Origin of the sequence: Streptomyces yaizuensis (assembly GCF_034961445.1) — a bacterium.
In the GTDB taxonomy this organism is placed as follows: domain Bacteria; phylum Actinomycetota; class Actinomycetes; order Streptomycetales; family Streptomycetaceae; genus Streptomyces; species Streptomyces yaizuensis.
Genome location: NZ_BSBI01000012.1, coordinates 1 through 15,410 on the forward strand (window position 1 = coordinate 1; position 15,410 = coordinate 15,410).

The window sequence follows — 15,410 nt, forward strand, 5'->3', positions numbered from 1 at the left end:
GGTGCGGGTTGGCGGGGCCTCCGGGCTCACCTCCTCGGGGTCGGCGAGCGTGTTCACGGGGTTGTGTGCGGGTCGGCCTCCGCCGATCCCCTGCGGGGGCGACCCTGCACCCCCGCCCACGGACCAGCCGGAGGGTGGCCGGTACCCCAGGCGGGGGAGGAAGGGGTGCGGGACACCGTACCGACACGGGTCGGGCAGCCGGGACCCCGGACGAGCGCGAGCAAACCGTACCGACACGGGCCAGCAGGGCCAGGCCCTGGACGGGAGGCCGAGGCACCCGTACCGACACGGGCAGGCCACCGGGGCCCCGGACGAGCGCCCCGCACACGTACCGACGCGGCCCGGGCGGCCCGGGGCCTGGACGAGCGCGACGTCCCCGTACCGACACGGGCGGGCAGCGCGAGGCCACCTCGCCCACGCGCGGGTGAGCCCGTACCCCTCGCGGGGGAGAACGGGGGCGAGGACCCCGTTCCGCCCAAGGAGAGGCCACGATGAACCTTCATCGGCACAATCCCGCCGCACTGTCCCCGCCCACCGGCTTCTCGCACGCCGTCACCGCCACCGGCACCCGTCTCGTCTTCCTCGCCGGCCAGACCGCGCTGGACGGAACGGGCGCGGTGGTGGGGGAGTCCCTGCCGGAGCAGTTCGCGACCGCGCTCGCCAATCTGCTCGCGGCGCTCGCCGCCGCCGGGGGCGCCCCCCACCAGCTCGCGCGGGTCACCGTGTACACGACGGACGTCGAGGAGTACCGGAACCAGTCCGCCGAGTTGGGCCGGATCTGGCGGCGGCTGGCGGGCCGGGACTATCCCGCGATGGCGGTCATCGGCGTGGTCCGGCTCTGGGACCGCCAGGCGCTGGTGGAGCTGGACGGGACGGCCGTCCTGCCCTGATCCCTGTGACCCGCGCCGGACGGCGAGACGGCTCTGATCCCTGCGACCCGCGCCGGACGGCGAGACGGCTCTGATCACTGGGACCCGCGCCGGACGGCGGACACGGCGTTCCCACAGAACTCCGCGTTCCGCACGGCCGCCAGGCCGTCCCGCAGCGCGTCCAGTCCGTTGAGGCTGAACGCGAGGGTGTGCCGGCCGTCCTCGGTGGTCATGGCGTCCGTGCCCCAGCCCACGATGCCGCCCGCGTGGCCCCACAGCTTCGTACCGCAGGAGGTGGTGGCGGTGTAGATCCCGAGCCCGTACTCCGTGCCGTCCGCGGCGGGCAGGGTGGTCTTCATGGCCTTGAGCTGCTTCACCGGCAGCACCTCGCCCCCGAGGAGCGCGCTGAAGAAGCGGTTCAGGTCGGCGGTGGTGGAGATCATGTCGCCGGCGGACCAGGCGATGGTCGGGCTGAGTTCGGTGGTGTCGTACCCCTTGCCGGGGTGGCCGAGGTCGTCGTACCCCCGGGCGCTGGGCCGCGGTACCCGGACGGAGGTGCCGGGGCTGGCGGTGTTCCGCAGGCCGAGCGGCTCGGTGACACGGTCGCGGACGGCCTGCCGGTAGCTGGTGCCGGTCACCTTCTCGATGATCAGTCCGGCGACGATGTAGCCGGTGTTGGAGTACTGGTGGCGGGCCCCGGGCGCGAAGTCGCGGCCGAGTGCGAGTCCGGCGCGGATCAGGTCTTCTGGGTCGTGGCGGTCGTAGCGGTGCCCGAAGAAGCCCGGCGCCTGCAAGTACCTGGAGTTGAACGCCTCGTTCCGCAGATATTCGGGCAGTCCGCTGCTGTGGTTGAGCAGTTGGCGGACGGTGATGGTCCGGCCGTCGTTGCCGCCCTCGCGGATCAGCCCGGGCAGGTGCTTCTCCACGGTGTCGTCGAGGCTCAGCCTCCCCTCGGCCTCCAGCTTCAGAAGGACCGTCGCGGCGAAGGTCTTGGTGATGCTGCCGATCCGGAAGCGTTCGTTCGCCTTCCGGGGGGCGCCGGTCCTGCGGTCGGCGACGCCCGCGACGCCCTTCCAGACGCCGTCCGGGGCCGTCGAACGGGCCACGACGCCGGGGACGCCGTCCCGGACCAGCTCCTCGATCGCCTGCTGGGTCGCGTTCCGCTCCGCCGGGCCACCCCGCGTCTGGTCCCCGCTCCGTGCGGGGACCGTGAACGCGGTCACCGTCAGTGCCGCCGCGACCAACCCCACCACACCTGCGCGTACCACCATGGAACATGCCCTCCCGGAATTCGGCTGTCTGTGTACCGGAGGACCGGCCCCGGGGCGGGTTCGGTTGATCGCGTTCCGTTAATCGCCGGATGTTCACCGGATCCGGCCGCCTCCTGGCCGGAACAGCCCCCCTCCGACCGGATCCGAGCGCTCTTGATCGACTGGTGTCACCCGAACGGCGGGGCTACGGTCGGGACGTGGGCGGGCGGACCGCACGGCCCGCCACGCCCGTACGAGGCACGAAACCGTACGAAACCACCATGGCGTCCACGTCGTCCCGCGACCCCGCGCCCGGCACTCCGGTGACCGCCCCGCCCCGGAGCGCGGGCCAGGGCGTCGCGCTCCTGATCATCGCCTCGGCGCAGCTGATGGTGGTCCTCGACATCACCATCGTGAACATCGCCCTCCCGCACATCCAGAGCGCCCTGGGCTTCTCCACGACCGACCTCTCCTGGGTCGTCAGCGCCTACACGCTCGCCTTCGGCGGACTGCTCCTCCTCGGCGGCCGGGCCGGGGACATCCTCGGCCGCCGCCGGGTCTTCCTGGCGGGCATCGCGCTCTTCGCCCTCGCGTCCCTGCTCGGCGGCCTGGCGCAGAGCCCCGGCCATCTGCTCGCCGCCCGCGCGCTCCAGGGCGCGGGCGCCGCCGTCGCCGCCCCGACCTCGCTGGCCCTGATCAGCACGACCTTCGCCGAGGGCCCCGCCCGCAACCGCGCCTTCGGGACCTTCGCCGCCGTCTCGGCCGGTGGCGGCGCCGTGGGGCTCCTCGCGGGCGGCGTCCTCGTCCAGACACTCGGCTGGCGCTGGGTCTTCTTCGTCAACGTCCCGATCGCGCTGGTGATCCTGGCGGTCGCCCCCCGCCGCATCCGCGAGTCCGAGCGCCGTCCGGGACACTTCGACGCGCTCGGCGCCCTGACCGCGACCACCGGCATGGTCACCCTCGTGTACGGGTTCATCCGCGCCGCCCACGACGGCTGGCGCGACCCCGTCACCCTGCTCTCGTTCTCCGCCGCCGCCGTGCTGCTCGCGGCCTTCGCCCTGGTGGAACGGCGCTCACCGCAGCCCATCACCCCCCTGCGGCTGATCGCCGACCGCAACCGGGCGGGCGCCCTGGGCATCATGCTCACCCTCGCCGCCGCGATCTTCGGCATGTTCTTCTTCCTCACCCTCTACGTCCAGGACGTGCTGCACTTCTCCCCGCTCGGGACCGGTCTCGCCTTCCTGCCGGTGAGCGTCATCATCGCGGCCGGCGCCCAGGTCACCTCGCGGCTGCTGCCGCGCTACGGCCCCGGGCCCTTCCTGGTCGGCGGCGCGCTCCTCGCGGCGGCCGGACTGATCTGGCTGACCCAGGTCGACGTCCGCTCCACCTACGCCGACGGGGTACTGGGACCGCTGCTGCTCTTCAGCCTGGGCATGGGCACCCAGTTCGTCTCCCTGACCCTGACCGCGCTGGGCGGGGTCGCCGCCGGCGAGACGGGCGCGGCCTCCGGGCTGCTCGGCACCGCCCAGCAGGTCGGCGGGTCGCTGGGGCTCGCGATCCTCGTCACCGTCTTCGGCACCGCGACCCGGCACGCCGCCCCGGAACAACTGCGCTCCTTCCTGGCCGGCGCCACCCCCGAGCAGCGGCTCGCGTTCCGGCGGACCGGGATCCTGCCCCCGCCCTGGGGCGAGTACGTGCTCACCGCCGGGGTCACCGCCGCTTTCGCCGCCGCGGCGGTCTGTACGGTGCTCGCCGCCCTGATCGCGCTGCTGGTCATCCGGGTCCGCCCCGCCGACCTGGAACGCCTGAGGGGTACGTCGGGAACGGAGTGACCGCCCGGAACCCGAGCGTCCTGTTCCGGTGTGCGGGGGGCCACCGGGACTGGCACGATCGCCAGTGAGCCAGGGAGGTGTACGTGTGTGTGCCGACGCGCCCGCGGGGGCGGGGACCCTCCCGGTGACCGGACTGGCCGTCCTCGACGCGGACGCGCGCTACCTCTTCGCCGACGAGGTCTACTGCCGGATCGCCGGCGAGAGCGCGAAGGGCCTGCCCGGACGCGCGGTCAGCCCCCGCGCCGAGGCCGTCGTCGGCCCCGCCGCCCTGCTCACGGCGGTCCTGGCCGACGGACACCCCCGTACCCACGAATCAGCGCACGGCCGCTGCACCTGGCAGCGGCTGACCATCGCCGGGTGCGGCGAGGGACTCGCCGGCCTGCTCGTCGCCACCGGCACCCGGGACGGGCGGACCCGGCGCCACCCCGACACGTACCCAGGACACGAAGAGCACCCCGCGCACCCCGACCACCCGGCACACCGGCAGCAGCACCGCATCGCGGAGGCCGCCGACCGGATCGGCACCACCCTGGACGAGCGGACCACCTGCCAGGAACTCGCCGGATTCCTCGCCGCCGCCGGCCCGGACGGCCACGGGTCCGCCGCCGTCGCCGTCGACCTCCTCGCCGACGACGTCCGCGAACCGGGCACCCCCCTGGTGCGCCGCGCGGCGGTGGTGGGCCGCGCCGAACTGCTGCCGTCACGGCCGCCGGCCGCCGTACTGCGGGGCGAACCCCGTCTCGACGGGCCCCGCCTCGCGCTGCCCCTCATCCACCGGGGACGGATCCTCGGCGCCGTCCTCGTCGCCCGGGAACACGGCGGGTACGCCGGCCACGAACTCCTGCTCGCCCGCTCCGCCGCCCGCCGGGCCGCCGTCGCCCTCGACCACGCGCGGCTCTTCGGCCACTCCCAGCGCACCGCGGGCGAACTCCAGCGCGCGCTGCTCACCGACCCCGGGCTGCCCCACCCCAATCTGCGGCTCGTGACCCGCTATCTGCCCTCGGGCACCGGCACCCTGGTCGGCGGCGACTGGTTCGAGAGCGTACGGCTCCACTTCGGCCGGACCCTGCTGGTCATGGGGGACGTGATGGGCCACGGCGTGGAGGCGGCCGTCGACATGAACAGCTACCGCCGCGCCCTGCGCGAGGCGGCCGCCGCCGATCTGCCACCGGAGCGGATACTGCGCCGCCTCGACCAGGACATCGCGGGCCATCCCGCACGCCGCCCGGCGACCTGTCTGCTCGCCCAGGTGGACCCCGCCCGGGGCCTCGTCGCCTTCTCCAGCGCCGGCCATCTGCCGCCGGTCGTCATCGGCCGGTCGGGCACGGCCGAACTGACCGGCATACCGGTCGGACCCCCGCTGGGCACCGGGGTGGGCGGCTACGACCGGGCCACCCGCCCGCTGGGCCCCGACGACACGCTGCTGATGTTCACCGACGGCCTGGTGGAGCGCCGGGGCGAGGACATCGACGTCTCCCTCGCCCGGCTCACCCGGCTGCGCCCGGACCCCGGCGCTCCGCTGGACGCCCTGGTGGACACCGTCCTCACCCGGCTGGACGCGGCCCACGCCGAGGACGACGTGGCCGTCCTCGCCGCCCGGATCCGCCTTCCCGACTGACGGCGCCGACTCAAGCGTCAAGCATCAAGCGTCCGGCCTCCGGCCTCCGGTCTCCGGTCTCCTGCGTCCGGCGTCCGGTTCCGTCAGACGACCGTGGTGTCGTAGAAGCAGAAGTGGTCCTTGATCCCGGCCACTTCCGGCTTCGGGTCCGGATAGGCCCACACGAGATCGTCGGCCCCGGGCACCGACCAGTAGGCGGCGTCCCCCTTGAAGGGGCAGTGCGTACGGGTGTCGGAGCGGGTCAGCAGCTCGGTGCGGACGTCCTCGGGCGGCAGGTAGTAGCGGACGGGACAGCCCGTCTCGCGCAGGACGAGGGGCCGTCGGCTCTCGGCGAGCACCCGCCCGTCCCGTACGACACGCACGTGCTCGCTGCCCGGTTCGACGGTGATGGTGTGTCCACGAGTCATGACCGTCTCAGCGCGGTGGGGCGGGAGCTTGTTCCCGTCCGGCCCGATCCGTCGGACGGACCCTGGTGATCAGCCCCGGCGGACCAGGGCGCGGATGCTCACCGCGATCCCCAGCGCGCACCAGAGGACCAGGACGACGACGTCCTGTCCGCTCACGGCGGAGGTGTCCGCGATCAGCCCCGCGCGGAGCAGATCACCGGCGGGCTGGAACGGGAGCACCTCGTGCACCGACCGGAACCACCCGGGCAGCCGGCTCTCCGGGAAGGTGATCGGGGAGAACAGCATCACGAAGAACACCAGCACCTGGCAGACGAGCTGGGCCGGCACCGGGGGCAGCAGCACCGCGATCCCGTAGCCGACGGCGATGGCCGTCACCGCGGTCAGGACCGACGCGGCCACCAGCAGCGGCCCGTCGAGGGCGAAGTCCAGGCCGTACCGCCACTGCGCCACGAGCACCGCGACGGGGATGCCCGGCAGGGCGACGACCAGCCACACCGTCAGATCGGCCAGCAGGAGCAGCGGGCGCGGCACGGGCAGCGCCCGCAGATAGGTGAACGTACCGCTGGTGCGGGACTGCGCCACGCCCTGGGGGACCAGGACGAGGCCGACGACCATCAGGAGCACCGTGGGGGCGCCCGATGACAGGAACTCGGCGGCGGCGGTGTCGATGTCGGGGACGAGGAGCCCGAATCCGACGATGATGCCGGCGGCGAGCAGTGCCTGCACGATGAGGACCAGCGGGAGCACCGCGCCGACCTGCGACATCGTCCAGCGCAGCAGCGTCTTGTAGATCGTCGGGGCGCCGACGCGCGGCGGGACACCGGTGGGCACGCGCGCCGGGCGCGGGCAGACGGTCGCCGGGTGCGTGGAGACGGTCGCCTCAGGCATGGGTGGCCTCCGCGTGGGTGGTGGCCGCGCCCGTGGCGGCGAGATAGACGTCTTCGAGGCTGGTGGGGACCAGGGCGTAGCCCTCGATGAGCCGGTCCGTACGCAGTGCGGTGGCCCAGGCGACGGCGGCCTCCGCGTCGGCAGCGGCGAGGGTCAGCAGCACCCGGCGGCCGGCGCGGACGCGGCGGGTGACCGGGATCGGCACCCCGGCGGGGGCCTCGGAGGGGTCGGCGCCGTCCGGGTGCAGCGACAGTTCGAGACGCAGGTCGTCGTCGCCGGTCCCGCGGAGCCGACCGGGCGAGCCTGCGGCCACCACCCTGCCGTGGTCGAGGACGACCAGCTCGTCCACCACGCGTTCGGCCTCCACGACGTTGTGGGTGACGAGCAGGACGCCCGCGCCGTCGTCGCCGAGCCGGCGGACGGTGTCCCACAGGCGCCGCCGGCGGGCCGCGTCGACGTCGTTGGTGGGTTCGTCGAGGACGACCAGCGGTACGGGGGCGACGGCGGCCATGGCGAACGCGGTCAGCCGGCGCACGCCGCCGGAGAGTCCGCCGCCGTCCGGGGTGGCCCGCCGGTCCAGCCACTCGTGGATGTCCAGCTCGTCGGCGAGGGTCTTCGCGGCGGCCCTCGCGTCCGCCCGGGACATGCCGCGCAGCCGGCCGGCGATCTCGATCACCGACCGGGGCGTGAGGCCGTCGATCGGGGCCTGCGCCTGGGCCTGGAGCGCCACACAGCGGCGGGCGGTCGCCGGATCCGCCACCGCGTCCACCCCGGCCACCCGGATCGACCCGCTGTCGGGCCGGAGCAGCCCCACGATCTGGGAGACCAGGGTGGTCTTGCCGGCGCCGTTGTGCCCCAGCAGCCCGACGACCTCGCCCGGCCCGACCCGCAGGCCCACCCCATCGTTCGCGACGACCCGGCCGAACCTCCGGGTGAGGCCCTCGATCTCCAGCACTGCGTCACCCATGGCGCTCCCTCCTGTCACCCGTCCATCGGGGCGACGACCACATCGGATACCGACGGTATTCAGATACCGTCGGTATTGCAGTGCCATTGGTATCCAGATTCCGCCGGTACGTCAACTAGGATGCGGGCATGGAGCGAAGCCAGTCGACGAACGCGCCCCGGGTGCGGCGAAGCCGCGCCGAGCAGAAGCGGGAGACCCGCGACGCGCTGATCGTCGCGGCGCTCGTGACGTTCGCCCGCGACGGCTACCACGGGGCGAGCCTGGAGGGGATCGCGGGCGAGGCCGGGTTCTCCAAGGGCGCGGTCTACTCGAACTTCGGCGGCAAGGCGGAGCTGTTCCTCGCGGTCGTGGACCACAATCTGGAGGCGCTGCGCGGCGAGGACTGGGACCCGTTCGCCGCGCCGGAGGCGTCCGGCGCCGCCGCGGCGGACGCGGGCGCCGCCCGCGAGGGGGACGCGGCGGAGATGGTGCGCGGCTTCGGGCTCGCGATGCTGGAGTTCATCGCGACCGCCGCCCGCGACTCCACGCTCACCTCCCTGCTCCGCGCCCGGGTCCAGGTGATGCTCGACGCCTACGGGCGGGTCGCCGCCGAGGGCCGGCCGGCCGGCGAGGACCTCGCCGTCGGGGACGTCGCCCAGCTCATGGCCGCGCTCGACCAGGGGGTGTCGGTCCTCGCGCTCAGCGGCGTCGCCTCCGTCGACAGCGAGCTGCTCCGCACCGGCCTGCGCCGGCTCGTGGCTCCGGCGAGCGCCGCGCGGGAGCCGTCGCCGGCCCGGGGTGGCCACCCCTCGCCGCTGCCGGACGTCGAGCGGGTCCGCCGGCTGATCCACGGCACGCCGGACTCCTGAACCTCCAGTCGGTGAGGGGAGGCTGCGTGCGGTCTGCTGAATCAGGCCACCGAGGACGCCCGCTCACGCTCGCGTAAGTAGATGAAAGCGGACTAAAAGGTCAAGTTTTATCGCTTTTCGGTAAGGATCCCTGGCTGAAATTGACAGTTAGGGAAGCCTCGCCATATTTATGGGGTGTTCACTCATCAGTTCCCGCGCAGCCGGAGTCGCCGCGCCCAGCGGGCCGTCCAGGAGGCTTCCATGCCGCGCCGATCCGTCCGCCGGGGTACCGCCCTCGCGCTCTCCGCACTCCTTCTTCCCGTCCTCGCCGCCTGCGGCGGCTCCGAGGACAAGAAGGAGACGGCCGGCAAGGACACCAAGGCCGACCAGAAGGGCTCGGACTCCCTGGTCGTCTACTCGGGCCGCAACGAGGAGCTGATCTCCCCGATCCTGGAGAAGCTGGAGAAGGCCACCGGCACCAAGGTCGAGGTCCGCTACGGCGACAGCGCCGAGCTGGGCGCGCAGATCCTCGAAGAGGGCAAGCGCACCAAGGCCGGGCTCTTCTTCTCCCAGGACGCGGGCGTCCTCGGCGCCCTGTCGGCCGCCGGCATGCTGGCCGAGCTGCCGCAGAAGTCCCTGGACAAGGTCGACGCGGCCTACCGCGGCAGCGACCGGGACTGGGTCGGCGTCTCCGGCCGCTCGCGGGTCATCGCGTACAACCCCGACAAGCTCGGCAAGGGCGAGAAGGCCCCGGACAGCATCCACGAGCTGACCGAGCCGAAGTGGAAGGGCAAGATCGGTTACGCGCCGACCAACGCCTCCTTCCAGGCCTTCGTCACGGGCATGCGCGTCCTGGAGGGCGAGGACGCCACCCTGAAGTGGCTCAAGGGCCTGAAGGCCAACGGCAAGACCTACGCCAAGAACGGCGCCGTGCTGGACGCCGTCGACTCCGGCGAGGTCTCCCTCGGCCTGATCAACCACTACTACTGGTACGAGAAGGTCGCGGAGCTGGGCGAGGACAAGGTCAACGCCAAGATCCACTTCCTGCCGGGCGGCGACCCGGGCGCGCTCATCAACGCCGCCGGCGTCGGCATCCTCAAGGACGGCGGCCAGGGCGAGGCGGCCCAGAAGGCCGTCGACTACCTGCTCTCCGCCGAGGCGCAGAACTACTTCGCCCAGGAGACCAAGGAGTACCCCCTGGCAGCCGGCGTCACCAACACGGTCAAGGGCCTCCCGGCGCTCGACTCCCTGGACGCGCCCAAGATCGACCTGGGCAAGCTGGAGTCCCTCCAGGAGACCCTGACGCTGCTCCAGAAGGCCGGGATGGTCTGACCTCTCCCCGCACCCCTGTGATGAGCACACGACGTTCATCCGCCGTGCGCACCCCTGCCGCCGCGCGACGCGTGGCGGCCGGGGTGCGCCGCGCGCCCCTGGTCCTGCTGCTGCCCGCGACGGCGGCGGCCCTGCTCGCGCTGCTGCCCCTCGGCTACCTCGGCGTCCGCGCCCTGGAACACGGCTGGGGCTACGCCTGGGACATCGCCTCCGCGCCGCGCACCCTGGAACTCCTCGGCAACAGCGCGGTGCTGGCCGCGATCGTCGTCACCGCGTCCCTGGTCCTCGGCATCTCCCTGGCCTGGCTGACCGTACGCACCAGCCTCCCCGGACGGCGGGCCTGGGCGGTCCTCGCCACCCTGCCGCTGGCGGTGCCCAGCTATGTCGCCGCGTTCACCTGGATCTCGGCCGCGCCCTCGCTCGCGGGGCTGCCCGGAGCGGCGATCACCCTCACCTTCGCCTGCTTCCCCTATGTCTTCCTGCCGGTGGCCGCCGCCCTGCGGGGCATCGACCCCGCCCAGGAGGAGGCCGCCCGCTCCCTGGGCAGCGGCGCCTTCCGCACCTTCGTCCGCGTCACCCTGCCCCAGCTGCGGCCGGCGGCGGCGGGCGGCGCGATCCTGGTCGCGCTCTATGTCCTCTCCGACTTCGGCTCGGTCTCCATCACCCGGTACGACACCTTCACCCGGGCCATCCACCTCTCGTACCAGGCGAGTTTCGACCGCACCCCGGCAGCGGTGCTGGGCTGCGTCCTCGTCGCCATGACCGTGCTGCTCGTCCTCGCGGAGAACCGCACCCGGGGCCGCGCCGGACACGCCAGGACCGGGCGCGGCAGCGCCCGCCCGCCCCTGCGGCTGCCGCTCGGCCGGTGGACCGCCCCCGCGCTGGCCTGGTGCACGGCGGTGGCGGGCGCCGCCGTCGCCTTCCCCCTGGCGACCCTCGGCTACTGGCTCACCGTCGGCAGCTCCGGCTGGGAGCCGGACCGGCTGTGGGACGCGACCGTCGCCACCCTCACCGTGGCCGCCGTGGGAGCGGCCGTCACCACCCTGCTGGCCCTGCCCGTCGGCGTCCTCTCCGCCCGCCACCCGGGCCGCCTGGGACGGCTGCTGGAACAGTCCGTCTACGCCGGCCACGCGGTGCCCGGCATCACCGTCGGACTCGCGCTGGTCTTCTTCTCGGTGCGCTACGCCTACCCCCTCTACCAGGAAATGCCCCTGCTGATCGCGGCGTACGTGGTGCTCTTCCTGCCCGTCGCCGTCGGCTCGGCCCGCGCGGCGGTGCTCCAGTCCCCGCCGGTCCTGGAGGAGGTGGCCCGCTCGCTCGGCCGCTCCCCGCTGCGCGTCCTGCGCGAGATCACCGTGCCGCTGGCCGCGCCCGGCATCGGCGCCGGAGCGGCCCTCACCTTTGTGGTGATCATGAAGGAGCTGCCCGCGACGCTCCTGCTCCGCCCCACCGGTACGGAGACCCTGGCCACCCGGCTGTGGACCGAGACCGGCGCGGGCGCCTTCGCGGGCGCGGCCCCCTACGCGGCCGTCATCGTCCTGCTCGCCGCGATCCCCTCCTATCTCCTCGGAAGGCGCTCATGACCGGACTGCGCGTGACCTCGGTGACGACCTCGTACGGGCGCGGCGGACGAGTCCTGGACGGGCTGGACCTGACCGTCGAGGAGGGCGAACTGGCCGCCGTGCTCGGGCCCTCGGGCTGCGGCAAGACGACGCTGCTCCGGGTGATCGCGGGCTTCCTCCGCCCCGACGCGGGGGAGATAGCCGTCGGCGGGCGCACGGTCGGCGGGCCCGGCGTCCACCTCCCGCCGGAGCGGCGGGGCATCGGCATCGTCGCCCAGGAGGGCGCCCTCTTCCCCCATCTGAACGTGGTCCGCAACGTCGCCTTCGGGCTGCGCGGACTGCCCCGCGCCGAGCGCGGCCGGCGCGCGGCCGAACTGCTGGAGCTGGTGGGCCTCGGCGGCTACGGCGACCGGATGCCGCACGAGCTGTCCGGCGGCCAGCAACAGCGGGTGGCCCTCGCCCGGGCGCTGGCCCCCCGCCCGGCACTGGTCCTGCTCGACGAGCCCTTCAGCGCCCTGGACAGCTCCCTGCGGGCGGGGCTGCGCGCCGACGTCCGCACCGCGCTGCGGGCGGCGGGCGCCACGGCCCTGCTCGTCACCCACGACCAGGAGGAGGCGCTGTCCACCGCGGACCGCGTCGCCGTCATCCGCGCCGGCACGGTGGCGCAGTCCGGCACCCCGCGCGAGCTGTACGAACGTCCCGCCGACCCCTGGGTCGCCGCCTTCGTCGGGGAAGCGGTGCTGCTCCCTGCCACCGCCACGGCGGGTGCCTCCCACGCCGGGACGGCCCTCGGCCGGATACAGCTCACCGCTCCGGCCGGCACGACCACCGGAACGGTCGTCCTGCGGCCCGAACAACTGCGGCTGACCGACACCGCGGACGCCGCGCCGGGCCGGGTGACCGAGGTCCGCTACCACGGCCACGACACCCTCGTCCTCCTCGAACTCGCGTCCCTGCCCGAGCCCGTCCCCGTCCGCACCCCCGGCCCGCCCACCGTCCGCCCCGGCGACACCACGGGCCTGACGGTCACCGGCCCGGCACTCTTCCACTCCGCCCCGGCCCCGGCCTCCGACGCCGATCCGGTGTGAAAGGAGAGGTGATTCGGGGCTGCTGGGACTGAAGTCAATTCCGGCCGCGGGTTGTTGTCCTGCCGGGCGTGGCGGATTGATCTTCCGGTCGGCTTCTGTCGTGTTATCGGTCCCACGGAGTGGTCGATCTTGGATTTCTGGATGAATCCGATGAACGGACGGCCGCTGATTGCTCGCGCGTAGCACATTTCCTTGTGGATGACTTCCGGCACGTGGCCGATAATGTACTGGGGAAAGGGATCTTTGCCTCCTATATTGGCCTAGACCTTTTTATCGGCTGGGGATGTGCCGGTTCGGGGTGACGGCTTCTGATGCGGAGGGGCGATGCCAGCAGGCGGAACATGCCGGAGCGATATGGACTGCCCCTTACTGCCCCCTCCGCCGGGAGGCGCTGTGTGGCCGGACCGGCCCCCGGTTCCCGCCGGTGCGACGGATCCCGGGCGGCTGGCCCGCGCGCTGGAGGAGCTGAGCGCGGTCGTCTCGCCCCTCCTGGTGCGCTCCGAGACCAGGGCGCAGGTCAGCAAGTACGTACAGGGGCTGCTGGCCAATACCGAGGGAAAGAGCAGCAAGGACCGGGCGGAAGTGGTCGGCGACGTCTTCCCGTGGCGCACCCAGCGGCTGCTGAATCGGTCGCGCTGGAACGCGGACGAGATGCGGGAGAAGATCGGGTCGTTCGCGATGCGGCGCGTCGGAGACCCGATGGGATGCCTCGTCCTTCTCCGGCACGACGTCGTCAAGTGCGGGGAAACGGTGGTGGCGAGCACCTCGCAGATCACCGGCGACCGGGGCCGCCGTGTCGGACAGAATTACCAGACCGGTCTGTACCTCGCCTATGTCTCCCCCCTGGGAGCGGCGCTGATCGACCGGGAGTTGTATCTCCCCCGGAGCTGGGTCGCCGACCGGGAACGGTGCGTCAAGGCGGGCATACCGGAGGAGCGCATGACCTTCCGCAGCCACGGGGAGATCGCCAAGGACATGCTCGCCCGGGCGATGGGATCCGGAGTGCCCTTCTCCTGGGTGGTGGGCGGACCGGGATTCGCCCAGTACGAGGTGCTGCGCTCCTGGCTGAAGGAGCGCGGCGTCTCGTTTGTCATGAACCCGCCTGGAATGACGGCGATGGGTGTCCGCCAGCGCCTGAGACCCGTGGCCCCGGCGGAACCCATGCCCGGTACGGGACCGTACGGACGCCCCACCCGGCCCCTGGCCCGCTTCCCCGGCGCTCCCGGCGCACCGCGCGGTGAGGCCTACGCCGTACAGGCGAAGGCGCAGGCCGAGGCGTTGCTCGAAACAGCCTGCGCCCGCGCCGGCCTCGACCGGTCCCGAGTGCGCACCTGGACGCCGTGGTACCGGCACACCACCTTGTCGATGCTGGCGCTCGCCGTCCTGACCAACGCCGCCGCCGGTGCCGCGCCGCCGCCGCGTCAGTCGGATGCGTGCGCCGGTGCGTAGACCTCCTCCGCGAGGACGCCTCTCTCCTCCGCGCCACGGTACTTGTCGAGATCGCCGAACCGGGCGTCGGTCGGCCAGCTGCAGAAACCGGCCTGCTCGACATCCTCGTAGAAGGGGGTGCCGTCCGGCTCCCGATGGGGTGCCCTGGGGTGGTGGAGATGAACCACCGGGTCGTGGTGCCGGTCCATCGGGCCGTAGCGCTCCATCCGCCAGACGAAGTCCTGGTCCTCGCCACCCCAGCCCGCGAAGCGCTCGTCCATCCCGCCGATGCGGGTGAACAGGGACTCCCGCAGCCAGACGCAACCACCCGGAGGTCTTCGCAGATACACACCGCGTGCCGAAGCCGGGTCCACGCGCGCCGCGCCGTCGAGGCAGCGTCTGCGCACGGACCGGTGGCTGGAGACGGGGTCCAGGAAGAGGATGTCCGAGAACGGCCAGTGCGCCTGGGTCCCGGGCTCGCGGAACCGGTTGACCGCCCGGGCCACGAAATCGCGGTCGACCAGGATGTCACCGTCGAGGACGCAGACCAGCTCGGCGGGGCGGGCCCCGTGCACCACGCCGACATTCACCGTCCAGGACTTGTTGAACCGTCCCGGGCAGGGGGCGAAGACATAGCTGTCGCAGGCGGGCTCGATGACATCCCGCCGGCGCGGGCGCACATCGCTCTCCACCACGACCACCCGGTAGCGCTCGCGCGGATGGGACTGGTCGGCGAGGGCGGCGAGCACCGCCGCGAGATTGCGGACACGGTCCTCGTCCCCGTCCCCGGCCCGGAAGGGGATCACGACGGCGGCGTCCACCGGGCCGGGCCGCCGATGGGCGGGCCGGTGGTGGGCCGCGACCCGGAACAACTCCTGTGCCGTGGCGGGTTCCACCGGTGTGCCGTCGTCATGGCCCGGGTGCACCAGCAGCCGGGAGAGCACCTCGACCTCCTCCGCGAGCCGGGCGACCGATGCGGTCCGCGGCGCGTCCGCGCCGATGCTGCCGGCGAGTTCCGTGGCCAGCGCCCGGCAGGCGGCACTGTCGTACGGATCCTTCCGGACGCGGTCGACCAGGTCCCCCAGTGCCGGGTCCGTGACCTCCATGAGCGCGTCGGCGAGCGCATGGTGGGCGTCACGGGACCAGTCCCAGTAGTCGGGGGCGACCGCCCGGGCCAGCGGGTCGAGGGTCAACAGCAGGCTGCTCACGGCCGCGTCCGCGAGCGCGGGTGGGTAGTGGGGTCGGGCTGTCGTCACAGTGGTTCTCCTGTCGTGCTGGTCGATGACACACCCGGCACCGGGCCCTTCGATGTGCCACACGGCGGGCAGCGGGGCGCGATGCG

13 protein-coding genes are annotated in these 15,410 nt (G+C 73.2%); 8 read left to right on the forward strand and 5 right to left on the reverse strand.

The features are described from left to right. Positions 1-491: 491 nt before the first annotated feature. On the forward strand, positions 492-890 hold the full coding sequence (locus SYYSPA8_RS25895; RefSeq protein ID WP_323449729.1) for a RidA family protein: 399 nt from the start codon (positions 492-494) through the stop codon (positions 888-890). 74 nt (positions 891-964) lie between these two features. Here SYYSPA8_RS25895 and SYYSPA8_RS25900 read toward each other — a convergent pair whose 3' ends face one another. Beyond that, positions 965-2,140 (reverse strand): serine hydrolase domain-containing protein, encoded by a 1,176-nt coding sequence (locus SYYSPA8_RS25900; RefSeq protein WP_323449730.1) that lies wholly within the window; start codon positions 2,138-2,140, stop codon positions 965-967. A gap of 260 nt (positions 2,141-2,400) precedes the next feature. On the opposite strand from SYYSPA8_RS25900, the gene SYYSPA8_RS25905 reads away from it, so the two are divergent. Together SYYSPA8_RS25905 and SYYSPA8_RS25910 are read left to right on the forward strand one after the other, a co-directional pair. Next, positions 2,401-3,951, forward strand: coding sequence for an MFS transporter (locus SYYSPA8_RS25905; protein WP_323449731.1), 1,551 nt, complete (start codon positions 2,401-2,403; stop codon positions 3,949-3,951). A gap of 124 nt (positions 3,952-4,075) precedes the next feature. Continuing rightward, positions 4,076-5,569 (forward strand): PP2C family protein-serine/threonine phosphatase, encoded by a 1,494-nt coding sequence (locus tag SYYSPA8_RS25910; protein ID WP_323449732.1) that lies wholly within the window; start codon positions 4,076-4,078, stop codon positions 5,567-5,569. Between the two features lie 83 nt (positions 5,570-5,652). On the opposite strand, the gene SYYSPA8_RS25915 is transcribed toward SYYSPA8_RS25910, so the two are convergent. The 3 genes from SYYSPA8_RS25915 to SYYSPA8_RS25925 all read right to left on the reverse strand — a co-directional run bounded on the left by SYYSPA8_RS25915 (position 5,653) and on the right by SYYSPA8_RS25925 (position 7,831). Beyond that, on the reverse strand, positions 5,653-5,976 hold the full coding sequence (locus SYYSPA8_RS25915) for a DUF427 domain-containing protein (RefSeq protein ID WP_323449733.1): 324 nt from the start codon (positions 5,974-5,976) through the stop codon (positions 5,653-5,655). A gap of 69 nt (positions 5,977-6,045) precedes the next feature. Continuing rightward, positions 6,046-6,864, reverse strand: coding sequence for an ABC transporter permease (locus SYYSPA8_RS25920; protein WP_323449734.1), 819 nt, complete (start codon positions 6,862-6,864; stop codon positions 6,046-6,048). Then, positions 6,857-7,831 carry an ABC transporter ATP-binding protein gene (locus tag SYYSPA8_RS25925; RefSeq protein WP_323449735.1) on the reverse strand — a complete coding sequence of 325 codons (975 nt, stop codon included), beginning with the start codon at positions 7,829-7,831 and terminating at the stop codon, positions 6,857-6,859. Before SYYSPA8_RS25925 ends, SYYSPA8_RS25920 begins: the two co-directional genes overlap by 8 nt. Before the next feature lie 128 nt (positions 7,832-7,959). Here SYYSPA8_RS25925 and SYYSPA8_RS25930 point away from each other — a divergent pair, with 128 nt between their 5' ends. From SYYSPA8_RS25930 to SYYSPA8_RS25950, 5 genes are all read left to right on the forward strand, one after another. Next, positions 7,960-8,679, forward strand: a complete 720-nt coding sequence (locus SYYSPA8_RS25930; protein ID WP_323449736.1) for a TetR/AcrR family transcriptional regulator — start codon at positions 7,960-7,962, stop codon at positions 8,677-8,679. 240 nt (positions 8,680-8,919) lie between these two features. Beyond that, entirely contained in the window at positions 8,920-9,990 is a 1,071-nt protein-coding gene (locus SYYSPA8_RS25935) for an iron ABC transporter substrate-binding protein (protein WP_323449737.1), read from the forward strand. Between the two features lie 20 nt (positions 9,991-10,010). Beyond that, the gene (locus tag SYYSPA8_RS25940; RefSeq protein WP_323449738.1) at positions 10,011-11,573 is read left to right on the forward strand and encodes an ABC transporter permease; all 1,563 of its coding nucleotides are present in this window, start codon (positions 10,011-10,013) and stop codon (positions 11,571-11,573) included. Further along, the gene (locus SYYSPA8_RS25945) at positions 11,570-12,640 is read left to right on the forward strand and encodes an ABC transporter ATP-binding protein (RefSeq protein WP_323449739.1); all 1,071 of its coding nucleotides are present in this window, start codon (positions 11,570-11,572) and stop codon (positions 12,638-12,640) included. Before SYYSPA8_RS25940 ends, SYYSPA8_RS25945 begins: the two co-directional genes overlap by 4 nt. 393 nt (positions 12,641-13,033) lie before the next feature. After that, positions 13,034-14,089, forward strand: coding sequence for an IS701 family transposase (locus SYYSPA8_RS25950; RefSeq protein WP_407706084.1), 1,056 nt, complete (start codon positions 13,034-13,036; stop codon positions 14,087-14,089). Here the strand turns inward: SYYSPA8_RS25950 and SYYSPA8_RS25960 are convergent. Further along, complete coding sequence (locus SYYSPA8_RS25960; protein WP_323449740.1) at positions 14,062-15,324, reverse strand: glycosyltransferase; 1,263 nt, start codon at positions 15,322-15,324, stop codon at positions 14,062-14,064. The genes SYYSPA8_RS25950 and SYYSPA8_RS25960 overlap by 28 nt on opposite strands. Positions 15,325-15,410 lie beyond the last annotated feature (86 nt).